Here is a 23,635-nt window from a genome sequence, read left to right on the forward strand (position 1 = left end):
CAGCGGCGGCTCGCAGATCACCGGCGCCCACAGGAACATCTCGTCGGCGATGAGAGGGGCGATGCGCTCGATTTCGGAGGGCGACAGGGCTACGTCTGCGGCATCAGCCGCATGATTCGCGCTCCTGCCCGACCGAGCGCGCCCCCACGAAAAAAACTCTCGAACTGGACGGTAGCCGCCCAGCTGGCGACTTCGATCAGCTCGCCGGGGTCCTGCAGATTGGCATCGACGACGACGGGCTCGTTGTCGACCCGGCAGGTGCGGGCAAGGTCGGAGGCGAGCGCGATCGTCGCGCCGAAGTCATAGGCGATGATCGTGCCCGAGAGCTTGTCCCAGAATTCCGCATCCACCTGGACGCCCTTCAGGGAAAGGCTTTCGCCTTCCTCCTCGGCGATAACGCCGAGCATCGGGATCACCGGGGCGACGAACTTCATGAACCGGCCGGCAAGGGCCAGAGCTTCAGTCGCCGGGAGAGGTTCGCACTTGAACGTGCGGTTGCCGATCTTGATCTCAGACATGCTCAGCCTCAGGACGTATAGGCCAGCTGGTCATCGACCCAGCACGGGCAGAAGATCGAATATTCCCGCTCCTGGGCGTTCTTGCCCTCGGAACGGGTCGGCATCTTCGTCAAAACCGCAGTGGTGCAAGACCCGCTCTCACCGTTGATCGAGTTCACGACGGAGATGTTGAAGGGCTTCGGGATGCCGCCCGACTTCCGGACGCGATCCTTGTTGATCAAAACCTGATTGAACGGCGAGTTCAGCATCAGTCGGATTGTCACAGTCGCCGCCCGGCTGGCGGAGAACGAGACGATCGCCGTGCCGTCGGCGCCGACGACCGGAGTGCCGGAATCCTCGAATGGCTCGATCGTCACGGCGTCATCGCCATCATAGAAGCCCTGCACGCGCTGTCCGTCGATCGTGACGACGACGCTGTCGAAACCGTAAGCCCCGTAGATCGGGCAGTTCTCACCGGCCATGGGAAATGTCCTCTCGGGATCAGAAGGTGACGATCACGTTGACGGTCACGTAGTGGATGGCGCCCGCGTAGCGGAATCGCACAGTGATCGGCGGCCCGATCCGCTGGCGACGCCGTGCGACGGTCTGATCTTCGACGCGGGCCGGCGCGATCTCGTAGGCGCGGCGATACTTGCCCTCGTCGTCGATCGTGTCCGCGATCAACCCCGCCGCCTGGGCGATATTCATCACAGGCACGATGCCGGCCTGGCAAAGGAAGGCAACGCCGTTGTTGTCGTAAGGGATGCGGGCGTTGTTCAGCAGGACGCCGAGAATCTGTTCCTGAAGGCGCCACTTCACCCAGATCGCGAAATGGGTCTCGTCGATGAAGGCGCCCGACCCAACCGTTCCCTCGACGAGGAACACTTCGCCGCCGATGTTGACGACGGCGTTCGCCAGATGGCCCTGCGACTTGTCCAATCCGCTTGACGGGACAAAGCCCGTGATCGCTTGGACGACAGCGCTCGTCTTCTCCAGCGCAGGCACCCCGGGCATGGAAACGAACTTCATCGAATAGGCTTGACCGGAATCGATGCGACCGGCCCGCGCCTCAGCAAAGTTGGCGTTGTCGAAGTTCCGGCCCGCTGCATAGCCCAGCGCGGAGATCGCGGCGTAGGCGTCGGCGCTGGTGTGATAGAAAGCTGCCGAATGCTCGTACTGGCGGCTTTCGAGATACTCAGCGAACGAGCCGCCGTAGTTCGGCTTTGTGGCCGTGTGCGTTCCGCTCTGCGTGCCCGTGGTGACGATCGCCGAGCCTCCAACCACATCCGTGACCGTGAACGTGTTCGCAGTCGGAGCGGTCTTGACGAAATACGTCACCCACGCCGTCAGGCCAGTCGGCAGCACGCCGGTGGTCGTGAAGACAACCGGATCATCCACCGCCAGCGGGTGCGCAGTCCAGGTGACGACACCGGGGCTCGCGATCGTCATGGTGACGGTGGCGGTATCGTCTGGAACGGCGGCCGCGCTCTCGGTGTCGATGTCGTTGCTGTCGCCGCCGAAGATGACGTCCCGAGCTTCAGCCCAGTCGGACAGTGCGCGCTGATCGGCGGTGTCGTTCAGTTCCTTGGTGTGCGTCAGAAACAGCCAGTTCGGATCGTACGCAGTGATAGCGTCGATTTCGCTCAGGATCGCGTTGGCTGGATTGCGATAGGCAATCTTGAGCTGACGAACGCCGACGCCATCGGTGCGCTGGAACAGGCGCAGCGCGGCCTTATAGGCCTCGTCCGTCGGCGAAAAGTCCGACGCCACCTCATCGGCGTCGTAATAGACCTTCGTGCGGATGGTCGCATCAACCTTGCCGGCCTTAGCAACGGGCTGGAGGAGAAGCACCGTGTTCGTCGCGCGGATCGTAGGGAAGCGATCCTTGAACGAGACGATGACGTCGATGACGCGCGAATAGGGAAGCTGACGGGCCATTGGCGCCTCTCAGTTGAAAAGGAAACGGCTGCTAATCAGGAGCGCGAGACGGAGATGTCCGCAGTGTTGATCGTCTGATTGGCGATCTGGCCTTCGACGGCCACATCGACACCGTCGATGACGTCGATGATCGTCTTGGTCGCGACCAGACCGCGCATTTCGAACGTGAAGACCGCTTTGCCCTGCCAGCGTTGCTGATCGAGAGCAGGAATGAACCGCGGCTCTTTCATCTCGGCCACGATCCAGGGCAGAAGCCCGATCGATGCCGCGGGACGATTCATCGCAGAGCAAATCGACCGCGCTCGATCAAGAGCGTTCTCGGCATATATTTCGACGTCGATCAGGAAGCCGCGCGCTCGGGTCGACGTCTCTACGACACGATCCAGACCAGCGCCTGGATAGGCGATCTCGTCGTACGCGTAGCATTCGGTTTCATTGAGGTCGCGCTCCGAGAGCAACTGCATGACAGCATACGGGCCCTTCGGCCGCGAGGCGTCCTGCCAAGCGCGTCGGACATCCGAGAGTGCCAGATGAGCGGGGTCGATCAACTTCTGATCAGTGTCGACCGCTACGATGAAATCGTAGAGCCGATCATAAATCGCGTCCGTCGTGCTCACGCACCAACCTCGCAATAGCTCGATAGAAGCCGCCTTCGGCTCGATCCTGAACTCGCACGATGCGATAGGCCTCGCCGCGGGCGTTGATGACCTCGTCGGCGCCTTGTTGGTCGTCTTCGTCGGAGGTGTTGAGCGGCGTTCGCGACCAGACGGTTACCCATGCCTCGGTGCGCTGGCCTTCAGGCACATCACGCATGTCGCGTTCGGATGGCGCTTGGATAACGGCGCGGATCGGCGTCTCTACCGGCTCCCCCCGGGTCGCCTTGCCTTTGACGACGGTCGGCGGCGGATAGACCCGCAGCGTACAGGGCCGAGCCATCATATCGACGGCCAAGCCAGCGAGCTCAAACATCAGTCCGTCACCTGGTGCGTGATTGAGCCAACCAAGCGAGCTTGGTCGATAAGCGGCTTGCTTGAGCCCTTGATCTCAACCGTTAAGGGGGCGTTCGGCGCGAAACCACCGCCTTGGATGGTCGATTGAGTGAGGCCTGCACCAACTTGCCCGAGACGATTCAATGCAGTGCGGAGGTCAACCTTGCCGGCCACGACCTGCTCGGCGATCTTCCGAAGATCGTTGCGGATCTTCGACTTGTTGTTGTGGACCATGACCTCAAGAAACGGCCGGCGCGGGATCGGTCCGCCAAAGCCACCGATCGTCCGGCCGCCGCGCTTGACCGAGAAGCCCTTCCCGCTGCCTGCCGTGCCCTCGTGATTCCAAATCGCGATCTGAACGAGGTCTGCATCCGATTTGCCAGCCGGTAGCCCAACCTTCACCGACTTCGGCCCTTCACAAGCCTTGCTGATGTCAGCGACGCGCTTTTCCATGTCGCCGGTTCGGCGAACGTCGAGTGTGACCTTGAGCATCAGACCAGCGCCACAGCAGGTTGATTGCGACGCAGGAGCTGCAGGTAGCGCGAACCGAAAGCAGTTGAGCCGTACCCGCTCGCACTCGAGCCCCCCGAATTCCCGCCAGATGCGAGCTTGGCCGTGACATCGCCAACCTTCGCCTCGGAAAGCACGCCAGCGGCAATTGCACCCCCAACGGCGCCCAAGCCCAAGCCGTCGGTGATTGCGCCATCGACGACAAGGATATGCGCGGCTAGGTACAAAATCGCGGGCTGATAGTCCGCCTCAATCCAGCTCTCATCAACGGAAGACGAAGCCTCCTGGATGGCGAGCGTCACTGTCGGATCGCCAACCGCGGCGAACGCCGGAAACTTGGCTCGGAAGTCGGCCGCGGTTGGGAGAGTATAAGGCACCGCCTCACTCCTGCGAAGGGTTGGTCACGGTGTAGAGCGGAGCCTTGGGCATGGCTCAGTCCTTCTTTCAGGTGGCTAGAGCCGCATCGACGCGCTTCTGCAATTCCGCGGCGTCCCAGCCGTGAAATGGCTTCTTCCCCGTCAGTTCCGAATATTCACCCCGAAGGCGAGCCAGAGCCGATCTGCCTTCATCGAGAGGCTTGCCGCTATCCGGTTCTTCCTGGCCCCCGCCATTGCGCACCTCGGAAACCTCCAACGCGAGGCTGGCGCGCATCACAAGCACCTGCTCTTCAGAGAACCGCGCCGGTTCGGTTTCCCCAAGAGCCGGCAGGAGCAGGATGCCATCGAGGGATACCAGCTCGAAGGGCGCGTTCACCCGGTTGCGCACCACCAGCCGCTGTTCCGACGACGAGACCGGAACAGCCAGAGTGTTGGCATCGCTTCCCAGCTTCATCACGCCGGAGGCTCCAGGATGCCGTCGAGATAATAGACGGTCGCGGTCGTGAGGAACTCCAGGCCGCCGGTCCGGAAGATGCCCGGCACTGCCCAGTTCAGCGGGCCGTCACGGTAGACGGGCAGGAACTGATGCGGCATCGGGAGATGCAGCTTCAGGTAGTCCTGATCGTTCTTGTAGGCGACCAAGCGCCCGCCCCCGACGACAGTCTGGGTCGAGGCAGTCCGGAGGAAATCCACCGCGCGCACCGTCAGAGGCCTGCCGGTCGCGAGCGTGTAGACGTTCGTCCGCAGGAGCCACGTCAGGATCGTGTCTGTCCCCAGAGTGTTGAACGGGGTCGACGCGATGTAGTTGTAGGCCTCGATCGGCAGCAGGATCGTGTCCGCGTACTCGATCGCATTGGTCGCGGCATTGGTCCCCGTTAGCGCCTGGTTGATGTCGCGCAGGATCTGTTGCGGCGTCTTCGTGCCGGTGCCGTTGTTGGCGACCCAGTGGCGAGTCGAGCCGGTGCCGTCGTTTGCCGCGGCCACAGGGGTGACAGCGCCGTTGTTGATGAGCCCCGGAATGCCCTTCTCGCTCGATCCGCGGACGACGAGATCGAACATGAACTTGGTATAGACGAGGCGAGCCGCTCGGGCGCGACGATCAGGCAGGGTGCCACCGACCTGGATCGCGGTGTTCACCTCCTCGATGTTGTACTGGTAGCCGATGGCCGCCAGATGGAACGTCATGCGCCGCGCGTCCTGCGTGACATCCGCCATGGGGATGTCCTTGGCGGCACCGGACTGCCAGTTCGCCTTGCCGGACAGGTCAGACGTGTACGTCATCACGCCCGGAGACCACGCCGGACCGGAAGTGTCGACGAACGCGAGGCGCGAGAAGTCCCAGTCGGGGTAGCGCGCCTCGTAGACACGCTGGTTGATCTTGTAGGCCTGGCCCTCGACGAACGCGAGCGCCTGCGTGTCGGTGACGAGACGCGGCCCGTTGTTATGACCGATGAGATTGTGCATGGATCAGGTCCCCGAGACCGAGAGCGAGGGAACGGGCCGGCGGTAGCGGACAATGCCGACCGACCCATTGGAGCCATCCTCATCGAACTGAGCGCCGGGGATGGTGACGACCGTCGCGGATTGTGCCGCGCCGGTCCACGTGCCGTTGGCCGTGTTGAAGCGCGCCTGCGCGCCCTTCGTGACGTTTGCGCCGAGCAGGACGCCGATGACACCGGATTCGCAGACGCCGACATTGTCGTACTGCGCGTAGGTGTCGCCGGGGCGGGGCAGCACGAGGCTGGCCTCGGAGATGCCGAGCACGTTGCGACCGGTGGTGGCGTCGACGATCACGCAAGTATGCGCGCCGGTGCCGGGCATTACGGGGACGCCGAACGACAGAGTACCGGCGCCCTCCTTCGTCAGCGTGATCGTGTTCCACTCCTCCATGTTGGCGCGGCGGCCAACGGCATAGGCGGAGATGTTCTGCTTGAAGGTGAGTGCCATCGATCAGGCCTCCTTGCGCCAGGCGTTCATGTTAGTGACGCTTTTTTCCCAGGCAGCGTCGGCCTGCTGGCGGGCATCGCCGACCTGCTTGAGGCCGTCGATCGAGAGGCGACGAACGGGGTCCGGATCGGCCGGCTTCACGTCCTCGGCGAGGATGTCGAAGCGTGCATCGATGTAGGCCGCAGCCTTGTCCTTCACCGCCTCATCGCCGAGCTTGGCAGCCACGACCGCCTTGCGGATGTCGGCGTCGGACTTGCCGTCAGTGGCGACGCCGGGAGCGATGGCCTTGGCCTTGGCGACCAGATCGCCGCGCCCCTGAACCAAAGCATCGAGCGCCGCACCGTCCACGATCTTGCCTTTGAGGGCGTCAATCTCGGCGTCCTTCTTGGCCAGGTCGCCGTCCTTGGCGGCAAGATCCTTGTCCTTGGCCGCGATAGCCGCGGCATGGTCGCTGACGAGCTTGTCGTTCGCCGTCTTGCTGTCTGCGATACGGCCGAGCAGCGTGGTGATCACGGTGGCGCCCTGATCGGTCACTTCGATCGGGATGCCATCGACGGTAACCGTCTTCAGGGTCATGTGAGGGTCCTTCACAGGAGGGATCGCCGCCCAGGAATCTCCGATGCGGCATTGGGGACCGGCGCGGCCGGCGGCGACGATCGCGAGGTGGTTGCCTCGGATGTTCTTCTGAATGGCGTCGTAGGCTTCGCCGGCGGGCGTGGTGCCAGCGGTGAAATCGAGGTCGCAGGCGTAGCCCATGGAGAGCTCGCGCTTGCCGGCTTCGACGGCGTCGATCGCCGCCTGGTCCATGACCGTCATCGGCACGCGGACGAATTCGCCGTCGCGGGCGATATCGCCGCCGGTCATGCCGACGCTGTGCTGTTTCCAGTTGCGGGCGCCTACGGCCTCCGCCGGGTGGTCGTTCGTGACCGGGCGGTGCGCGAACGAGGCGAGCGCGTCGTTGCTGAAGACCTCGGCCTCGGGCCGGAACACCCTGACCTGCTCCATCTCGGGCTTCCCGACCTCGCGGCCGAGATAGATCTGGATTCCGGTGCGGGCGACCTTAGCGTCAGCCACGAGGTAGCCATCCCCGGTCCGGCGCGTGCCGGATAGGGCGATCTTGTCGGTGAAGAGCATGTTTCTGCCTGTGGATTGCGCGGATAGCGCGCTGACGCAGGTGTCGAATCAGATTTCGCGTGCTCTCCTGCGATTCCCACGAAGGAGAACTTCAATGGCTAACGTAAAAGGTCCCCGCGATCACTCCCCGAAAGTCGAAACCTTGGCCGGGAAGACATTATCGAATCCAAATGCCGGTAAGGTCGCGAAGACACTTGCAGCAGCGGTGCTCGCTCACTCCGACGGAAAACCCTCGGGAAAATCGTCGGGCGGCAAAAAGAAGTAGAGCTAGAACTCGATCATTGCTCGGGGCGTGCACCGACAATTTATCGGCTGGCCCGGATGCCCATCGCTGGGCGGCTTGGACCATTGAAAGGTCTTGCCCGCGCGTGCCCAGTGGGACGGCCGGGCGTTCGGATACTTGCCGTCGGGGTTGCCGCGAACGCGCTCGTCGAGCGAGGTCGACCAGACGTATTCCGTGACGCCCATGGCGGTTTGCCGGATGCGGTTCAGATCGCCGTTGAAGCTGGCGGCCTGATCCCGGGCGATGAGCTTGGCGCGGCGCCGGGCCATGCCGAACTCGGTGGTGATGATCTTCTCGATCTCGCGGTTGTTGAGGCCGCGGGTTAGAGCGTCGAGCAGCTTGCTCGAGAGCCGGCGCGCGACATCCTGAGATAGGCCCCGGATCAGCGAGACGTTGCGGAGTACCGCGGCGTCGATCGTGGCGCCGATGCCCTCGGCTTGGAGCACGGCGCCAAGGTCGATCCCGAGTGCCGACCGCACGGCCTCATTGAACTTGCGCTTGTTGCGACCTTCCTCAGTGTCGAAGGCGTCGCGCCATTCCGAGCGCAGGCCGTCGACAAACCCGTCAGCGAAATCACGCAGCGCCCTCATGGCACGCTCGAACCAATTCAGGTCGTCGCGCATCATCTGGTTCTTGGCCGAGATCGAGGCCGGCAGCACGTCCTGCGCCACCTGCCCCGCCATCCGCTTCAGAAGCCGGTTCGTCGGCGCGAGGAGCGCCATCTCGAATGCGACGGTTGCCGAGATCGGCCGCAGAATAACTCGCTTGCGCTTGGTCGCCTTCGCCTCGCGCATCCATGCTTGGACATTGATGTTCACGCGGCGTTCGCCTATATTGACTTCACGTCGTGAGCGTTTCGGGCGTTCAGTCCAGGGGGGCCGCAAGGCCGGCATTGGACATCACGACTGCTTCTTCCACATCGTGACTGCTGCAAGGCGCTTCTTCCGGCGCTGCACCTCTGCAATGTAGGTGTAGCGAACGCCGCCGATGGTCTTCTCGACCTCGATACGCGGCTCCCCATGCTTGCCAGTGGCCTCGGCTTTCCTAATCGCGTTCGGCGCCCGCAGGATCTGACGAAGGGCCGTGAGATCGCTCGGCCCGACGTCTAGCTGGCCGCGCTTCGCCTCGCCGCTGCCATGCTTCCGGAAGATGTGCGCGACCGCCTGGCTTCCAAGCAAGTGCCGGAAACCCGACATGTCGACGCCGGTCAAATGCGAGATCAAGTCAGCCTGCGCGACCGGCCCCAAATCGGCGCGAACGAATGATCCCGAGCGCTGTCGCCCAAGCTCTACCGCGTGGCCGACCGTGATCCATTTTCCGTCCGGCCCGCGCGGCTGCGCGGGGTCGAAGGCGTCATGAAAAGGGCGGTCGCCGGTTCGCGTACCTCCCTGCTCTTCAGCGTTAAGGCGCGCGGCCTCCTCGTCCTTGTCCTCGGGCTCGTCGCCGAACTCTTCCAGCGCCGCATCAAGGCCGGGGAACGTCCCATCCTCGACGAACATGTTCTGCACGCCGCGGGCGAAGGCCGGATCGGGGATCAAGCCGGTGTCGGCGATCGCCTTGACCGCCTGCGCCTTCTTCAGCGCGACCTCGGACTTCTCGACCTCGGTCATCTGCCAGAGCGGCGCCCAGGTGTAGTGGACGGCAGGCGGGCGTTTCCCGAGCGCCGAGCGGATCAGGATCTCGTCGAGGCGAGACAACGCCGGCCGAAGCTCAAGGTTCTGCCCTGCACTGATCCTGTCGTAGTAGTTCCGGATATCGCTCTGCCCGGTGGACTGAAGCCCGCCCGGCGTCTGCCCGAGCAACCGCGTGGCCGGGATGTCGGCAGCGCCCGAGGCGATCTGCAGGTAGGTGTTCAGGACCTCCGGCAGGGTCGCGAACGAGATTTGCTTGTGGTCCCATTCCTCTTCGCCGTCGATCATCAGCGTGTTGGTGATCGACTTGCCGGTGTTGGCCAGCGAATAGCGCTGCAAGATCTTGGACCGATATTCCTCGGTCGCCAGGTTCTCCATGAAGCCCGGCACCTTGACGATATCGACCTTCGCCTCTTGCAGCATGGCGGCAATGGCTGCGGCCGCGCTCCCGGCCTGCATCACGGCGTCATAGACCGCCTGCAGGACCGTATCGCCCCAGCCGTCATAGGCCATCACCCGGTCGGGAATCTCGGCACCGACGAAGCGCACCACCCGCGAGGGATGCACGTCGACCATGCCGGCCTTCCCGGCCAGGGAATACTTGATCGGCTCCCCGTAGAAGGGCGAGAGCGGGTCCTGATCGAGCTCGCCGGCGATCATCTCGTGCCGGCTGAAGACGTGCAGGTATTTCAACCCGCCGGCGCCGATTCGATCGGGCCGAAGTTCCTGCATTGGGTCGGCATCGCCAGTCCCGATGAATAGCACCGCGCCGCCATAGAGCCGCGCCAGCTTGCGGACCTGCATGACCTTCCGCTGAACGGAAAGCCTTGCCTCCTCCGCCTCGATCTCCTCGATCTGCGGCTTGTCAGCCTGCCAGTCGCGCCACTCTCGCGTCTCGTCGAACGCGGGAACGTCGATGATCTTCCGGGCGATCCAGTCGCCGCGGTAGGCATTGTCGACCTGGCTCTTGTCGAGCAGAGGCAGCACGAACATGCCGCCCGCCGACTTGTCCCTGACGGTCCCCAGCCCGGACATCAAGTTCACGAGCGTGTCGGACGTCAGGGCCATGCATCAACTCACATTCGCCAGCGTGAAGCGCGAGCGGTCGAGCAGCGCGTTGAATGCCCTGCTGGTGCTGTCCGCGTCGTCGTCATGCGCGGCCTCGGGGAATGCCTCCAAGGCGGAGAACCATTTCTCATTCCATGATCCGCGGAGGACCAGGACGTTCCCGGCCTCGGCCTGGGCTGAAAACGGGCTGAACCGGGTGACCTTGTCGCCGGACTCTGGCGATGACCGCACGACATACCCGCTGAGCATCTTCGTCAGGTTTTGCACCTGAGACTTGCCGGCCTGGCCGGGGTCTTGGGGCAGCGAGATATGTGCCTCGCGGCCATCGTCGCTCGCCGTATTCTTGATCAGCGTTTCGACGCCGGAGGGCGAAAGCCAGTCGCTGGTATGATGCCCGACGATGTAGCGGCCATCACTCAGAATGCCGATCTTGGTTCCAGCCGTCGCGTCGGGGTCATTGCCTTCGATCTTCGGAGTGCCGGCCAAATCCCAGCCGCGCATCCAGCGCACGACCTTGGCCGGTACGATGTCGACGACCTCGCACCAGCCCCGCTTGAACAGCAGGCCCGCCGCGGGGCGGATCTTCCAGTTTCCGCCGAGGAGCCGCTCGCGCTCGACCGTCGGCTGCGCCATGAGGTTGGCGAGGTAGCCGGGATCTGCCGCCATCAGCAGAGCGTTGTCGCTCAGCTTAGCGGGAATGAACGTGACCGACTTCGGCGGGATCGGCTCGCCGGTCAGCGGGTTGGTGTGGTGCGCCAGTTCCTCAGGGCTGTTCGCCCAGATGATCGTGTCGCCGATGCGGATGAACCAGCGAAGGACGCCGGCACGATCGGCGATGGCAAATCCGGTTTCCGGATCGATCCACCACGAGATGAATTCCGCGACCCAGCTATCCGCATCGGGATTGCAGGTCGCTCGAACATAAGGCCGAACCCCGCACATCGAGCGGTTGCGGCTGAGCATGTACCAGAACTGCTTGGCGCTGAAATGCGTCAGCTCGTCGAAGCAGATCAGCGGGATCTGTGATCCCTGCCAGTTGTAGATCGTCTTGTCGTGTTCGAGGTGGGCGAAGGCGACGCCAGCCCCTGACGGAAACGTCCAACTCAGATCGGGCGCCGACCGCGGCGCCGCATTGAGATGGGGATAGAGCTTCTCGCTCTCGTCCCACAGACCGCCCTCGTTCCTGACCTGCGTCAGGTTCCGGCGGAAGAAGACGGCGCCGAAATCCGAATTGCTGACATGACGCAGCGGCTCCATCAGGAGCGCCCACGTCTTCCCGCCACCCGCCGCTCCGCCGTAGATGGCGATGTCGGCCGGCGAACTGAGAAAGGTTGTCTGCGGTCCAGGCTGAGGCCTAATGACCGTTTGGGCTACCGCGCCCGCCTCAACTCCTGCCATTGTCGGGCAACTGGAATATCGTCACCGGCGAAACTGGCACCGGCAAATCCTTTCCACCCTTCCCTGTCAGCTCACGCCGATTGGTGAAGCTGTCGCCGACTTCCTTGGCCGCTTGTTCCAAGAGGCTGGCCGCGAGGACCATGTTGCCCTGCGTCTCGGCCTTCTCGGACATGCGCTGCAGCGCGCGGAGGCGAACGGCGCGATGGCTGATCGCGATCGTAGCGGTGTCTTCGAGGAAGGTCTTGCGGGTCTCTTCGAACAGTGCTCGCCAACGTTGAGATAGGTTGCGGCCGGCGTGCTTGTTGGGGTCGTACGTCTCGATCGCCTGAACGCTTACCGCGATGCCGTGCTCCTTCTTGAGCGTGGCAGCCACAACGGAGGGCGCGTCGAAGCAGGCGAGACACTGGACAACAAGCGTTTGTTGCTCGTTCGTGAGCTTCCCTTTCGCCATCGCGTTATCAAGAACCCATCAAGAAGCTACGCGGCGCGGGATAGGCACACTCCGCATGCATGAGCGACGCTCGCTGCCCCAATCTCGGGGGCTTCGCAGGCAGCCGCGACAAACTCGCGGACATGAGCAGCGTCCGCACCATAGCGGCGAACAATGCTGGTGAACTCCTGGACGTCGTGACCGCGCATCGCCCATACAGGTTGCCCGGTTGCTGCGCTGAACTTCGGCGCTCCGAACGCGTCCCGGTCTTGGGCGGCATGAAGCAACTCGTGCTCGACCAGGGCGCACCATTCGATGTCGCTGCACTGGTCGGCATAGGCCGCGTCGAACGTCAGGATGAAATCCGGGATGCTCCCGAACCATTGCTCGACCTGAAGCCTAGCCTTGGCCTTTGCCCATCGCCCAAGAGCCATCGGGTCACCGAGCTCGCACTGACCAACGATGACCCGACCGTTCTTCCGGTTGGCGACGTTGGTCCAGAGCGCACTGATGAGCGCGTCATGCAGATGGCCGTGCTCCGCGTTGTGGAGCGAGGCGCCGTCCTCGATGAAGGTGGCGCGAGCCCATTCGACGATATCCGGCGCTGCGATGAACTGATCGCCCTGCTCTATGTCGAACAAGGCTTCAGGCGGACGTGGGCGCTTGATCATGAAAGACGTCCAAATCTCTGCATCCGAGCGCTGGTGCCGGGCGTATCCGACGAATGCCTACGCCTAAAAGCCGGAAGCGTTCGCCTTCCGATATGCCTGCTGCTGCTGTCGACGACGCCGTGGAAGACATCGAGAACCAGCGCAGACTGCGCCGGGACCTGAAGCTCACCAGCGAAGACATCGCCGAAATTGATATCGAACTGGCCATCGCGGCGGGGCTTCTTTCGAGACCAAAGCGCCGCGCACAGTAGGCCTCGAGCTTTTAACTCGGCTTCCCCGGACCCGGCACTTCGTGGCAAATTTGGCTGAGGTTGAATTGGGTCGAGTCCGATGACCGAAACTAGAACCGATATTGCCGTCGAGGCCGCCGCGAAGGCGTTTCACGAGACCACCCGCGAGAAGCGTCAGTACACCTGGGAGCAGTCGAGCGAGGAATGGCGCCGTGACCTACGGGCCTTTGTCAGACCGATGGTCGAAGCTGCTCTTGTGGCGTCCGATGCTTATGTAGCCGCGGCTCTCCCAAAACCCAAAGCCTGATACCGGTGAGCCTGAGGCGGTGCGGCGCCTTTGCAACAAAACCGCGAATTCGGGTGAGCGAATTATGGTTAGCAATTTCCTAACGAACTACCGTCGATAAGCTTTGCACGGGGGATTCGCTGGGAACGCTGCCAATGAGCCGTGTGCTGACCTGTCTCGCTTTGTGCCTATGCTTCTCTGCTGGCTTCGCATTCGATGCAGACGCCGCTGATCTTGCCAACCCGCTAGCCTACGCTCCGCCAGTGGTGGCGCGCTCCCTGATCTCCGAGATCCGGGGTGGCGTGTTTGCCCATGCGCTCGGAACTCGTGAAGACGGCTCCATCGACATCAACGGCGAGATCCTGTTCTCCAAGCCGCTCATGCCGGCGGACCCGCTGATGGCGTTTCTCGTGCCGCGCCTGCATCTTGGGACCACGATCAACACGGCCGGCGATACCAGCCAGTTCTACGCCGGGTTCACTTGGACCTACGACATCACGTCGAAAGTGTTCATCGAGGGCAGCGTCGGAGCCGGCTTCCACACTGGCGAAACTGGCCGCTTCCGGGTGCCCGATCGCCTGAGCCTAGGCTGCTCTCCCCTGATCCGAGGCACCGGCTCGGTCGGCTACCGCTTCAGCGAGAATTGGTCAATCATGGCGACCGTCGAGCACATCTCGAACGCCAATCTGTGCCATGCCAATCAGGGCCTGACGAACTACGGCGTGCGTGTCGGCTACACGTTCTGAGAATTATCTCGGTGGTTTGACGTCCCGCGTGCGGTCAGGCAGGGCGTCAACCGCCTCATCGGCTCCCTGATCCTTGTGAAGGACGCCTTCCCGCAGCACCTTTGTCGCGGCATCGGCTTTCTTCTTGGGATCGGTTGGCAGCCCCTTCGTTTCAGGGGTCGCCTCAAGGCCGATGTCCTTCGGCTTCTTTCCGTCGTTCCTGGCAGTCGCGGCGAAGGTCGCGAGGGATTCAGGTTGTTCCTTGGCCATGGCGCATTCCTCCGAATGCAATCGCAACCACGGCCTGATCTCGTTGTTCCTCGGGTACGAGAAAGCCCGGCCTTCGTGGCCGGGCTTGGTTGTCAGCGTAGGAACGCGCGCAGGTCGAACCGGCGGGCTTCCCTTGGCAGTCGTGCTGCCGCTAGTGGTGTGAATCGGGCTGCTCCAGCCCAAAATCGACGATGATCGTGTAGCCGGAACTGGCTTGCTTGGTTACCCCGCCGACCGTCACTTCCCGTGAGGGCTGCCAGAGCACGCTGACCACCACACCCTCGTCCTCGCTGGCTTGGTCGAGGGCTTCTTGCAGCAATTTCGGGTCGTCCTCGACCGAAATCACCTTATATCCGTCATCGCTCATGGCAGGCTCCTATAATGAGCCGGGACCATAGGCTGGGAGCTTGGTGCAAGATAGCGGCAGGGTGACGCGCGCAACAAAAAGCCCGACCTCACGGCCGGCCTCCTGTTACCCTAGGCGCTGGTACATCCGCAGTCGCCGGGCAAAGCTTCGCTAGAGCCGCTGTCGAGGCGACGCGGGGTTCGGGGAGCATCAGCCAGTCAATAGGGACAAGGCGAGCACGCGCGCCGAACAAACCGTGAATCGAATTTTCGCTGTTCACGGCTTGCTTGTCAAGCGCCCCCGATGAGCGGGCTAGGCCCCTTTTCGATCGTGCCGTCCTTCTCCCACCTCTTCTATGATCTTGGCGACGAACGCTGGGAGATCGTCTGGCTTTCGAGAGGTGACGACACCTTCGTCCGTAACCACCTCAGCGTCCTGCCAATTGGCGCCGGCGTTGAGGAGATCTTGCTTGAGCGTCGGCCAGGACGTGACCTTGCGCCCCTTGGCGATCCCTGTGTTGATCAGGAGCCATGGACCGTGGCAGACGGCCGCGACGACCTTGCCCTGATCGAAGAATGTCTTGATCAGCGATAGAGCCTTGTCGTTGCCGCGCAGCGTATCGGGGTTCATCTGGCCTCCTGGCAACACGATCGCGTCGTAGGACGACGGGTCGACCGCTTCGATCGCCTTATCGACCTTGACCGCCCTGCCCCATTCCTTCTTGTCCCAGCCCCTGATCTCGCCGCTCTCCGGCGAAGCGACGTGGACTGTTGCGCCGGCCTCCTTCAGCTTGGCCTGCGGGACCTCCAGCTCGGACTGCTCGAAGCCGTGGGTCGCGAGAATAAGGATGTTCTTGCCGCTAATGGCACTCATAGGAACTCTCCTGTTGTTGGTGGGTCTCGCCAGACCAACAGAATAGGGCCCGAAGCGTTCCTGCGACCAAATGAACGCTGGACTTAGGCAGCACGCAGAGCTGAAACACTCATGGTCGCCGGCATCTTGTTTCCGAACGATCGGATGATGACCTTGGCGCTGTGCAGGCCGATGGCTTCGACGATCTCGGCCATAAAGCCCATGAATGGGCCGTCCAGAATGGTGGCTTCGTCCCCGGCCTGGAACTTGGCTTTGGACTTGGCAGGCTTCTCGGCTTCCACCTGATTCTGATAATCGGCGATCGACTTGATCGCGGCGTTGGGAACGCGAAGCCAGCCGCGGCTGTTGCTGGCGATGTCTTGGACCCCGTCGATGTCGAAGACGCTACTGAGCGGCTTCCCCTTGACGATGAAGCGCTGGGGATCGCCCTGCCCCGTCAGCAACGGCCCAGATGCGAACAGATACCGGGTGAAGGTGCCGACATCGCCATCGAACGTCGTTCGAGCGCCGATCGTGACGACCTTATGACTGCTGGGCCAGAACGTTTGGCAGCCAGCCTCCTCCAGCCCTACCACAGCGCGCGCCTCGCAGCGGGGCCCGGTGTAGACGAGGAACCAAGCCGTTTTCGGCCGGAGGTCGAGATCGACCGGCGCGGGGTTGAGCGTGATGACCTCGCGCCGCTCCTTCGGGCCCGGCGGCTTGGCCGCGGCCTTCACCGTCGCCTTCTTCGCCTTGTCCTGCCTGCGGTTTCGCTTGCTCATGCGGCATCCTGTTTCATCATTTTTCCTAGGGCTTCGCCGGAGAGGCGGAACTTGCCGGACTTGCTCTCATCTCCGAGGCGGGTTTTCTCGCGGGCCTCCCAGCCCAGGTAGTCGTCGATCGGATTGACCGGGTCGACTTCGAGCGGCTGCTTGCCGTCGGCGATCTGCTTCCAGTCGAAGCGGTTGCGGCGGCAGTTCTCGGCGTGCTGCTGGCGGCGGGCGATTGCTTCGGGGCTATCGTCGATGACGTCGCCGGGTGCCGGCAGAGCCAAGGCTTTCGGCGGAGCGATGAGGTCTTCGCAATACCGGCAGGCTCGGGAAAGCTCAGCTGTCGTCGGCAGGAACTTGCCGTTGAACCATTCGAATTCCCCGCGGATCAGGCGATAGACGGCCTTCTGGATCGCGGTGAGGGAATAGCCCTCAACCGCCATCAGGTAGGTAGCCGCACCGCCGATGCCGTTGGCGCGATCGGCTGGGAACGCCTCAAACAGAGCCCGGAGAGCGGTGGTCGCCTCAGCCCGCGAGGCGGGGGTAACTTGGTGCTGGGACATCGGAGAACCTCCTTTCGATTTCATCCAGGCCGTCGATCAGGGAACGGTTGTTGCGGGTCGGCATGGGCGGCGGCCGGGCGGCGGGGTGTTGATCCTGCCAGCGCTCCCGCTTCAGCCAGCGGTGCAGGGCTGGCGCGAACTTCGGATCCTCGATGGCCTCGGACAGGCTGCGGATGCCCTCGATGAGTTCCGACCAGGACAGCCGGTCACGGCGGTGCAGGTCAGCGAGAGCCGTCATGCCAGCCTGCTTCTCGGTCTTCCGGGGGAAGAGGTCCCAGACCTGCTTGGCGAAGTCCTCAGGCCAGACGTTGCGCCGCGCGCTCTCACACCGAGGAACCGAAGGTTCTGAGGATAGGGGGTAGTTTTCTTTAGGGGGTGCGGGGGACGTTTCTTTTATCGGGGGGGCGCCGTCGCTGGTAACGTCGGTAACGCCGGAAAACGCCGGTAACGCGTTACCGGCGTTATTCTTCGCCTTGAACCGCCGCTGGCGCTCAGCATTTCCGGCTCTTTTCGCCGCTTTCTTCTCTTCCGCCTTGGCGAGTTCATGCTTGATGAGCGCAGCCATCTGCTCGCGTGTGAGGCCCGCCGCAATCATGGCGTCGATCATGTCGGGGGTCATTTGTATCTCCCGTGCCATTCCGACAGCAGGCGGTCGCCCTTGCTCGAATTACAGGGCTTGCAGGCGACGCAGAGGTTGTCGGGGTCGTTACTCCCGCCGCGCGTCACAGGGACAATGTGATCGATCTCAAATTGGCCATCGACAGTCTTGCAGTAGGCGCAGAGATACCCATCGCGGCGGTATATTTGCCCTGTCAGCGGCAGCCATTCCTTTTCCGGTAGCCGCGGTGTCCAACCCGCCGGATCGTGGCGAGGGCTGTACGGCTTCAACCGTCCTGAGGCCGCACGGGCACCAACCAGGCCTTCCTGCTCCAAAAACGACATCATGCAGCCGAGGGCCGCATCGAACTGCGCCCCGCAGATGATTGAGGACATCAAGAGATCGACAGCATCGCTTTCGGTGGCGGTAGCGAGGCTCATGCTGCCCTCGCAAAGCTGTGGAGGCGCAGAGCCGCCGGCTTGCGCGCGACGCGACCCAGCGGCAGCGTCCGCATATGCATTTCAAGCGCCTGCCCGGATGGGTTCAGACTAGCTGTCTGCTTGCCGTTGCCTTCGTTGCCACGTGGGGCTTCTGGATGGCAATGCGCGACACCTTCTGCACCGTTGAGGCAAAAGACTTGGTCTTGAAACGCCCAATACGGGGCGCTTGCTTCGAGTTCTGGTTCAACAGATATCAAACCTTCGTCGCAGCAATCGTGGCGATATGCGGCGCGGCTTGGACCGTAGCTGCGATGAAGCACCAGACGCGAACTGAGACCAATCGCGTCCTGCGGATGAACTACTTGCATATAGTGAGCGAACTGCGGCTCTGCCGGGATCGCATGGCCGATGCCTACTCCGATGCGAGCGCGTTTGGCACACCCTTTGACAATGGCACCCGTATTCCGACGCTTTCGTTCAACAAGGACCCCAAAAATATCGGCGAAATCCCTGCCGATGAAGCTCTGCTCCTGTTCCTTGCCGCCGACGGAATTGATGAGGAGATCGGCTGGCTGAACGCAGACCACGATCAACAGCCCGACGATTACGCATGGGACAAGGAACAGACTGCAGCTTTGCTGTTTCTGGAGCTGGAAGGCCTGATATCCGTTTTTGCTCCGAAAGTTGGCCTTTACCCCACTTCGGAACTGAGGCTCAGCGGCCCCGGTTTCGAACGGGCTGTCGAGAAGGCCAAGCGCCGAAATGAAAGGCGGAGAGAGCCGAACGACGTCCTTCCCGGTATTCCGAACGCGCCGCCAACTATGACCGATTGATACCGCTAGTTTCACGGCAGCACCTCGACATCCTCAGGCGGAATCGAGACAAGCCAGCCGGGCATTGCGCCGTCGATCTCGATCATGATGCGGTCAGGCGTGGCTATGCGCTGGCGGAAGGCGTTGACGGCCTTGCCTTGCTTGCCAGCGCAGGGGCCGCGGAGGACGCGGACGCGGCGGCCTATGATCGGGTCGCGGATCGGCGGCGACTCCGCCTGGGGCTTTCTGGTCGCGGCCATCACGCCACCATCATCGAGACGAGGTCGCCGGCAGTGCCGGTGTCTTCGGCCAACGTCAGGTTGCGGACGGCCTGCCGGAAGTAGGCTTCCTTGAGCTCGGTCCCGACGAAGCGACGTCCGTGCTTGATAGCGACGAAGCCTTCCGACCCGATGCCCATGAACGGCGAGTAGACGAGATCGTCGCGGTTGCTCCACAGGTGGACGGCCCGCTCGATCACGTCGAGTTGCAGCGGGCACAGATGGCGCTCGTCCTTGTCATCGCGAGCAACGGCGACGTTCAGGACGTTGGTCTGGTCGACGGTCATCCAGACAGGCGAAGCAGCCTCCTGCCACCAGGAAACCGGATAGACGCCGGGATCGTGATGGACGGGCTCCGGGGTCTTGCCCTCGCTCTCTTTGCGGAAGACGAGGAGATAGTCGGGCATGCCTACGCGGACGCGGCTGCCATCTGTGCGCAGGGTCTTGTAGAGCAGGCCGTGAGCCTTGGTCCGCGTCATCTCCACGACCGGGCATTTCCAGATCGTAACGCGGGAGTGATAGGTCCAGCCCTCTTTCTCGTGCACCTGGCGGATCAAGGCCGGCAGGTCGAACAGGCCGATCACGCCGTCTCGGGATTTGCTCAACGGCAGATCGGAGCAATGGACGGCGCTGACCCGGCCCGGCTTGGTCGCGCGGAGCAGATCGCGGACGAGGAAGCGATAGCGCTCCGCGAATTCGTCGTGATCCGTGACGTTGCCCATGTCGCGCTCGCTCTCGCTGTAGACGTAGAGCTGCGAGAACGGGGGCGAATAGACTGACAGGCCGATGCTGTCGGCAGGCATCGCCGCGGTGAATTCCACGGTGTCAGCGTGATAGGCCGCGAACCGATCGCTGATCGTCTGGTCGAGAACCTCGGTCATGCGCTCACCCATGCCGGCAGCGAGGCCAGCTTCTGCGGTTGATAGGAATGGAGGCGGACGTCGGCGCGGTGCGCGCGGGCCATGGCCTGCGCCATCTCACGCTTCATGGCCTCGTGATCGCCGGCTTTGCGGGAAACGACATCCCAGATCGCGGCCTCGGTATCGGCGAACACGACATGGCAATCGACAGGCCTCGTCTGGCGAAAGCGCCAATGACGCCGGACTGCCTGATAGAATGCCTCGTAGGAGAAGCTCATGCCGGCGAAGACGGTGCGAGCGCAGTGCTGCCAGTTGAGTCCGAACCCGGCGATGCTCGCCTTCGTCACCAGCACGCGGATGGCGCCGGTCGTGAAGGCCGTGAGCCGATCTTCCTTCTGATCCGGCGTCATTGAGCCCCGAACTTCCACTGCCTCAGGGATCGCGGCCATGATGGCGTCGGCGTCGTAGTCGGTCTCGACCCAGACGGTGACCGGCTCATTCGGCTCGGCGGCGACGATGCTGGCCACCATCTCGGCGCGAGCCTGGCAGGTCAGGCGCTTCTCCGTGTGGACGGAGGTCGCCGACATGTCCGGCATACGGAACAGATGGGCCTGGCCGTCCTTTTCTTCGCCACGGCCTGCCAAGCGGTCAGCGGCGACCAGATGGCGATGCATGCGAAGGTCGGGCATCTCGAAGCCGTAATCCGAGAACCCCAGATCGGACGGCCGAGAGACGCATCGCGACCACGACGCAACCCAGTCCCAGAACGGCCGCACTGCATGGCCTTTCAGGCGCCATGTGCCGGTATCCATGCTGTCATGGATGAACCAGCGCATAAGCATCTGATCGCGGGTCATGACGCCGAGAAAATCGGCGTGTGTCCCGAGCTCGGCATGATCATTCGGTGCGGGGGTGGCGGTGCAGGCGAGCCGGTAGGGTGTGCGCTTGAAAACCTCGATCAGCCGCTTCGTCGTCTGGCCTGAGAAGCTCTTGAGGATCGAGCTTTCGTCCAGGATGATGCCGGCGAACTCGGCCGCATCGAAAAGATGCAAGCGCTCATAATTGGTGATGACGATCCGAGGCGACTGAAGGCCACCGTCACGTGAGACGACGGCATCGATCCCGATTTCATCCGCCTCCGCCTTATGCTGGCGAGTGACGCCAAGCGGGGCGAGCATCAGGACCGGACGATTGGTGCGGGTGACGACTTCCTGCCCCCAAGCAAGCGCGGCGCGCGTCTTGCCGAGGCCAGTATCGAGAAACATCGCGGACGATCCCGCGCGCAGGGCAAATTCAACCGCGGCGCGCTGATGCGGGAAAAGCGACGGCGGCAGATCGAAGTCGCCAACGAAGCCGACTGGGACGAATGCGCCGCGCGAAGCCGATATGATGTCGTGGTAGCTCGCGAGGCTCACGCGACGGCCCTCCGCTCTTCATCGCGAGCGCGAGCGATGCCGTTGGCCGCAGCTGCCGGCGTGCAGCCTATGCGGCTGGCGATCTGGACGTTGTCGAGGTGGCGGCGGAATAGCTCCAGCGCCCTCGCCGCCTCGCTGGCGCAAAGGACGGCGGCCAGCGGCGGATTGGCGAGGGATTGTGCCCAATGGGACGTGTAGAGCTTCGGAACAGCGCTCACCGGCGGCTCCCCCGCTTGGTGAACTTGAAGACGCCGTGCTGCTTGTCGAAACTATCGGATCGGTGCGGCGCGACGCTCAGCGCAAGGCAATGCGTGCAGTATGACTGGCCGATCTTCGCGGGGCGGCCGCAGAACTGCTTTTCCGAGATCAGGACATCAGACTTCCACAGCGGCCAACGGCAGTCCTCAGCCTTCAGGTCGAAGAAGCTGACGCGGCGGGGCGTATAGTCGATGACCGGCGCGAACTCGTCCTGCTTCGGAGGCTCTTTGCGAACCGCCGCTGCGGATACCCTGCGCGCACGTGTCGGAAGCTTCTCGCGCTGGACCTCGCCCCGCTTCCTGGCGCGGAAGATGGTCCCGGCGATGACATTGCGGGCAACGCTGAACTCTTCGGCGATTTCCGAATAGGTCCGACCATCATTGAAGGCCGCGATGACGCCGTCGCGCATCTGCGGTGAGAGCGTCGGCGCCAACTGAGGCCCTCGAACGATGCCGACTGCCGTAGCCCGACGGCCGGTGATGGAGCCGGGATGGAAGTTCATGCCTGCTCTCCGAATGAGGGATGGTTGCCGCCGCCGGTTCGGCGCAGAAATGCGGGGATCTCGATGTCGATCTCGCCGCGCTCGGCCTTGGGGGCGGCTGGCTGCACGACGCTGGCGGCAATGGCATTGGCGGCAGCAAGGCCGTTGATCGGTTCCTCCGCCGCCGGCGAGGGATCGACGGGCGGTGCAGCGCCCTCCCCCTCGCCGGCCGGCGTGACGAATTGAGCGGATTGCGCGGCAATGACGACGCCATCCCCCGACGCGCGTTCATCCGCTCCTTGTTCCGGCCTTGAACCGGCCGCCGCTTCGTTCTGCGCTGCGGGGAGACTTTCAGGGGTGGCGATCTGCGAAACTGGTGCGCCGGTTCTCACGGCGCTTCCGACTTCTCCCTCGGATGGGCTCTGACGAGGGGCCGCCTCGCGTGCGGGCACATGCACGTACGTGCGAGGGGCGTTGTCGAACGCGGAGACGTAAAGCTCGACGATCGAGGCGCGTTCTTGCGCCTTCGGCGTGTCGGCCTTCGCGCGGCCGCGAATTTCACGGATGGCAACGCCGATCGCGGCCTTGTCGTAGCCCTGCGACTGCGCCTCGGCGTAGATTTCCTTGATGTCAGCCTTGCGCTCGTCGATGTCGTCGAGGACTGACATGATCCGCTGCATGGTCTGGACGAGAAGCCCGTCGCTCATGATGCCCTCCTGCCGCCTTCGATGACGTGCAGTCGGCTCGCGGCAGCTCCTTGGATGTCCTGGAGGATGGTGGCGATCTGCGAATAAAGGCCCGTGACCTGCTTGATCTCGTTCGCAGAGAGCGAGCCGTCAGCCTGGGCGACGAGGTAGGCGCTCTGTAGCTCGCCATGGACACGCGAGAGCTTGGCGTGGGCCTCAGTCATGCACTGCTGAGCAGCGGCCTCTCCGGTGTCGATCAGCTGATGACCGGTGCGCCGGGCCATGACGGCGGTTACGATCGGTCGTCCGCACGCCGCTTCCAGCGCCATCACGACGCGAAGCGGCGGCAAACCGTCGGTATCCGGGGATATCGTGCAGTATTTGTGGATCGTCTGAGGGGCGACGCCGCTGATAGCCCCGGCAGCCTCGAGCGAGCCTATGCCAACGGCTTTCACCAGCTGCTGGAAGGCTATTTTGATGTGGTAGTGCCATTCGTCGTGGTCGGACATTGCTCGCCCCGAGGGTGAGAGGACGGAGATTTTTCACGGTGCCGAGCGCGCCAGTTCCTGCGACTGCTCACGCACAGTGGCGTTGCAGGAGTTGCGTTCGGTGGAGTGGGAGTTGATCGGGTCGGCCGGGCGGCGGGTTATGCAGAGGCTCGCCGCCCGGCTGGATCGTGCTGCGGCAAACGACAACGTCGAGGTTCAACCCGACCTGTTCGATCGTGCCGGTGATAAACTGCGTGACATCGCCAGCCGGCGCCGGCCCAACCGACGGAAGCACCGCCGCAAAACCCAGGTCCCCGCAAAGCCGGCAGAGGTAGCGCGGAAGCGCCCCGCCGCTGACGACCGCAGCCATAGGCTCCCCGCAGCGTCGACAGATTGTCATGTCG

At 63.3% G+C, this 23,635-nt stretch carries 34 protein-coding genes; 4 read left to right on the plus strand and 30 right to left on the minus strand.

Going from position 1 to position 23,635, the window contains the following annotated elements; translation table 11 throughout:
- Window positions 1–89: 89 nt before the first annotated feature.
- The 16 genes from FHT98_RS03115 to FHT98_RS03190 all read right to left on the minus strand — a co-directional run bounded on the left by FHT98_RS03115 (window position 90) and on the right by FHT98_RS03190 (window position 12,873).
- Window positions 90–518, minus strand: a complete 429-nt coding sequence (locus tag FHT98_RS03115; protein ID WP_142112350.1) for a phage tail assembly chaperone — start codon at window positions 516–518, stop codon at window positions 90–92.
- An 8-nt stretch (window positions 519–526) separates the two neighbouring features.
- Window positions 527–979, minus strand: coding sequence for a phage structural protein (locus FHT98_RS03120; protein ID WP_142112352.1), 453 nt, complete (start codon window positions 977–979; stop codon window positions 527–529).
- Window positions 980–998: 19 nt separating this feature from the next.
- Complete coding sequence (locus FHT98_RS03125) at window positions 999–2,435, minus strand: DUF3383 family protein (RefSeq protein ID WP_142112354.1); 1,437 nt, start codon at window positions 2,433–2,435, stop codon at window positions 999–1,001.
- Window positions 2,436–2,470: 35 nt separating this feature from the next.
- Window positions 2,471–3,052 carry a phage neck terminator protein gene (locus FHT98_RS03130; protein ID WP_142112356.1) on the minus strand — a complete coding sequence of 194 codons (582 nt, stop codon included), beginning with the start codon at window positions 3,050–3,052 and terminating at the stop codon, window positions 2,471–2,473.
- The gene (locus tag FHT98_RS03135) at window positions 3,027–3,404 is read right to left on the minus strand and encodes a hypothetical protein (protein ID WP_142112358.1); all 378 of its coding nucleotides are present in this window, start codon (window positions 3,402–3,404) and stop codon (window positions 3,027–3,029) included. Before FHT98_RS03135 ends, FHT98_RS03130 begins: the two co-directional genes overlap by 26 nt.
- Window positions 3,404–3,916, minus strand: a complete 513-nt coding sequence (locus FHT98_RS03140) for a hypothetical protein (RefSeq protein WP_142112360.1) — start codon at window positions 3,914–3,916, stop codon at window positions 3,404–3,406. Before FHT98_RS03140 ends, FHT98_RS03135 begins: the two co-directional genes overlap by 1 nt.
- Entirely contained in the window at window positions 3,916–4,311 is a 396-nt protein-coding gene (locus FHT98_RS03145) for a DUF4054 domain-containing protein (protein WP_142112362.1), read from the minus strand. Before FHT98_RS03145 ends, FHT98_RS03140 begins: the two co-directional genes overlap by 1 nt.
- 67 nt (window positions 4,312–4,378) lie before the next feature.
- Window positions 4,379–4,765, minus strand: coding sequence for a hypothetical protein (locus FHT98_RS03150; protein WP_142112364.1), 387 nt, complete (start codon window positions 4,763–4,765; stop codon window positions 4,379–4,381).
- A complete protein-coding gene (locus FHT98_RS03155) occupies window positions 4,765–5,775 on the minus strand; it encodes a DUF2184 domain-containing protein (protein WP_142112366.1) in 1,011 nt (336 codons plus the stop codon). The genes FHT98_RS03150 and FHT98_RS03155 overlap by 1 nt, the downstream gene beginning before the upstream one ends.
- Before the next feature lie 3 nt (window positions 5,776–5,778).
- Window positions 5,779–6,258 (minus strand): structural cement protein Gp24, encoded by a 480-nt coding sequence (locus tag FHT98_RS03160; protein WP_142112368.1) that lies wholly within the window; start codon window positions 6,256–6,258, stop codon window positions 5,779–5,781.
- A 3-nt stretch (window positions 6,259–6,261) separates the two neighbouring features.
- On the minus strand, window positions 6,262–7,392 hold the full coding sequence (locus FHT98_RS03165) for a DUF2213 domain-containing protein (RefSeq protein ID WP_142112370.1): 1,131 nt from the start codon (window positions 7,390–7,392) through the stop codon (window positions 6,262–6,264).
- A gap of 267 nt (window positions 7,393–7,659) precedes the next feature.
- Entirely contained in the window at window positions 7,660–8,568 is a 909-nt protein-coding gene (locus tag FHT98_RS03170) for a phage head morphogenesis protein (protein WP_142112372.1), read from the minus strand.
- A 6-nt stretch (window positions 8,569–8,574) separates the two neighbouring features.
- Window positions 8,575–10,374, minus strand: a complete 1,800-nt coding sequence (locus tag FHT98_RS03175; protein ID WP_142112375.1) for an anti-CBASS protein Acb1 family protein — start codon at window positions 10,372–10,374, stop codon at window positions 8,575–8,577.
- Window positions 10,375–10,377: 3 nt separating this feature from the next.
- A complete protein-coding gene (gene terL / locus FHT98_RS03180; RefSeq protein WP_142112377.1) occupies window positions 10,378–11,772 on the minus strand; it encodes a phage terminase large subunit in 1,395 nt (464 codons plus the stop codon).
- Entirely contained in the window at window positions 11,759–12,223 is a 465-nt protein-coding gene (locus tag FHT98_RS03185) for a DUF2280 domain-containing protein (protein ID WP_142112379.1), read from the minus strand. Before FHT98_RS03185 ends, terL begins: the two co-directional genes overlap by 14 nt.
- Before the next feature lie 26 nt (window positions 12,224–12,249).
- Entirely contained in the window at window positions 12,250–12,873 is a 624-nt protein-coding gene (locus FHT98_RS03190) for a putative metallopeptidase (RefSeq protein WP_142112381.1), read from the minus strand.
- Between the two features lie 92 nt (window positions 12,874–12,965).
- Between FHT98_RS03190 and FHT98_RS26115 the strand changes: the two genes are divergently transcribed.
- The 3 genes from FHT98_RS26115 to FHT98_RS03200 all read left to right on the plus strand — a co-directional run bounded on the left by FHT98_RS26115 (window position 12,966) and on the right by FHT98_RS03200 (window position 14,135).
- Window positions 12,966–13,124 (plus strand): hypothetical protein, encoded by a 159-nt coding sequence (locus FHT98_RS26115; RefSeq protein WP_185745059.1) that lies wholly within the window; start codon window positions 12,966–12,968, stop codon window positions 13,122–13,124.
- Between the two features lie 79 nt (window positions 13,125–13,203).
- Complete coding sequence (locus FHT98_RS03195; protein ID WP_142112383.1) at window positions 13,204–13,410, plus strand: hypothetical protein; 207 nt, start codon at window positions 13,204–13,206, stop codon at window positions 13,408–13,410.
- Window positions 13,411–13,544: 134 nt separating this feature from the next.
- The gene (locus FHT98_RS03200; RefSeq protein WP_142112385.1) at window positions 13,545–14,135 is read left to right on the plus strand and encodes an acyloxyacyl hydrolase; all 591 of its coding nucleotides are present in this window, start codon (window positions 13,545–13,547) and stop codon (window positions 14,133–14,135) included.
- A 3-nt stretch (window positions 14,136–14,138) separates the two neighbouring features.
- Here the strand turns inward: FHT98_RS03200 and FHT98_RS03205 are convergent, their stop codons facing one another.
- From FHT98_RS03205 to FHT98_RS03235, 7 genes are all read right to left on the minus strand, one after another.
- Window positions 14,139–14,384 carry a hypothetical protein gene (locus FHT98_RS03205; protein WP_142112387.1) on the minus strand — a complete coding sequence of 82 codons (246 nt, stop codon included), beginning with the start codon at window positions 14,382–14,384 and terminating at the stop codon, window positions 14,139–14,141.
- A 151-nt stretch (window positions 14,385–14,535) separates the two neighbouring features.
- Window positions 14,536–14,751, minus strand: a complete 216-nt coding sequence (locus tag FHT98_RS03210) for a hypothetical protein (protein WP_142112389.1) — start codon at window positions 14,749–14,751, stop codon at window positions 14,536–14,538.
- A gap of 291 nt (window positions 14,752–15,042) precedes the next feature.
- A complete protein-coding gene (locus FHT98_RS03215; protein WP_142112391.1) occupies window positions 15,043–15,603 on the minus strand; it encodes a type 1 glutamine amidotransferase domain-containing protein in 561 nt (186 codons plus the stop codon).
- 83 nt (window positions 15,604–15,686) lie between these two features.
- The gene (nusG, locus tag FHT98_RS03220) at window positions 15,687–16,364 is read right to left on the minus strand and encodes a transcription termination/antitermination protein NusG (protein ID WP_142112393.1); all 678 of its coding nucleotides are present in this window, start codon (window positions 16,362–16,364) and stop codon (window positions 15,687–15,689) included.
- Entirely contained in the window at window positions 16,361–16,915 is a 555-nt protein-coding gene (locus FHT98_RS03225; RefSeq protein ID WP_142112395.1) for a hypothetical protein, read from the minus strand. Before FHT98_RS03225 ends, nusG begins: the two co-directional genes overlap by 4 nt.
- Entirely contained in the window at window positions 16,878–17,534 is a 657-nt protein-coding gene (locus FHT98_RS03230; protein WP_142112397.1) for a hypothetical protein, read from the minus strand. The genes FHT98_RS03225 and FHT98_RS03230 overlap by 38 nt, the downstream gene beginning before the upstream one ends.
- Window positions 17,531–17,953: an HNH endonuclease gene (locus tag FHT98_RS03235; RefSeq protein ID WP_142112399.1), complete on the minus strand. Its 423-nt coding sequence runs from the start codon at window positions 17,951–17,953 to the stop codon at window positions 17,531–17,533. Before FHT98_RS03235 ends, FHT98_RS03230 begins: the two co-directional genes overlap by 4 nt.
- A 155-nt stretch (window positions 17,954–18,108) precedes the next feature.
- On the opposite strand from FHT98_RS03235, the gene FHT98_RS03240 reads away from it, so the two are divergent.
- On the plus strand, window positions 18,109–18,786 hold the full coding sequence (locus FHT98_RS03240) for a hypothetical protein (RefSeq protein ID WP_210244322.1): 678 nt from the start codon (window positions 18,109–18,111) through the stop codon (window positions 18,784–18,786).
- Window positions 18,787–18,797: 11 nt separating this feature from the next.
- Here the strand turns inward: FHT98_RS03240 and FHT98_RS03245 are convergent, their stop codons facing one another.
- The 7 genes from FHT98_RS03245 to FHT98_RS03275 are packed head-to-tail and all read right to left on the minus strand — an operon-like array spanning window position 18,798 to window position 23,252.
- Window positions 18,798–19,025, minus strand: a complete 228-nt coding sequence (locus FHT98_RS03245) for a hypothetical protein (protein ID WP_142112403.1) — start codon at window positions 19,023–19,025, stop codon at window positions 18,798–18,800.
- Window positions 19,025–19,924: a DNA-methyltransferase gene (locus tag FHT98_RS03250; protein WP_142112405.1), complete on the minus strand. Its 900-nt coding sequence runs from the start codon at window positions 19,922–19,924 to the stop codon at window positions 19,025–19,027. The genes FHT98_RS03245 and FHT98_RS03250 overlap by 1 nt, the downstream gene beginning before the upstream one ends.
- The gene (locus tag FHT98_RS03255) at window positions 19,921–21,318 is read right to left on the minus strand and encodes a helicase-related protein (protein ID WP_142112407.1); all 1,398 of its coding nucleotides are present in this window, start codon (window positions 21,316–21,318) and stop codon (window positions 19,921–19,923) included. Before FHT98_RS03255 ends, FHT98_RS03250 begins: the two co-directional genes overlap by 4 nt.
- The gene (locus FHT98_RS03260) at window positions 21,315–21,536 is read right to left on the minus strand and encodes a hypothetical protein (RefSeq protein ID WP_142112409.1); all 222 of its coding nucleotides are present in this window, start codon (window positions 21,534–21,536) and stop codon (window positions 21,315–21,317) included. The genes FHT98_RS03255 and FHT98_RS03260 overlap by 4 nt, the downstream gene beginning before the upstream one ends.
- Window positions 21,533–22,078, minus strand: coding sequence for a GcrA family cell cycle regulator (locus FHT98_RS03265; RefSeq protein ID WP_142112411.1), 546 nt, complete (start codon window positions 22,076–22,078; stop codon window positions 21,533–21,535). The genes FHT98_RS03260 and FHT98_RS03265 overlap by 4 nt, the downstream gene beginning before the upstream one ends.
- A complete protein-coding gene (locus FHT98_RS03270; protein ID WP_142112413.1) occupies window positions 22,075–22,764 on the minus strand; it encodes a GapR family DNA-binding domain-containing protein in 690 nt (229 codons plus the stop codon). The genes FHT98_RS03265 and FHT98_RS03270 overlap by 4 nt, the downstream gene beginning before the upstream one ends.
- Window positions 22,761–23,252 (minus strand): hypothetical protein, encoded by a 492-nt coding sequence (locus FHT98_RS03275; RefSeq protein ID WP_142112415.1) that lies wholly within the window; start codon window positions 23,250–23,252, stop codon window positions 22,761–22,763. The genes FHT98_RS03270 and FHT98_RS03275 overlap by 4 nt, the downstream gene beginning before the upstream one ends.
- Between the last annotated feature and the right edge of the window lie 383 nt (window positions 23,253–23,635).

Origin of the sequence: Allobosea sp. AK1 (assembly GCF_006714945.1) — a bacterium.
GTDB classification, from domain to species: Bacteria; Pseudomonadota; Alphaproteobacteria; order Rhizobiales; family Beijerinckiaceae; genus Allobosea; species Allobosea robiniae.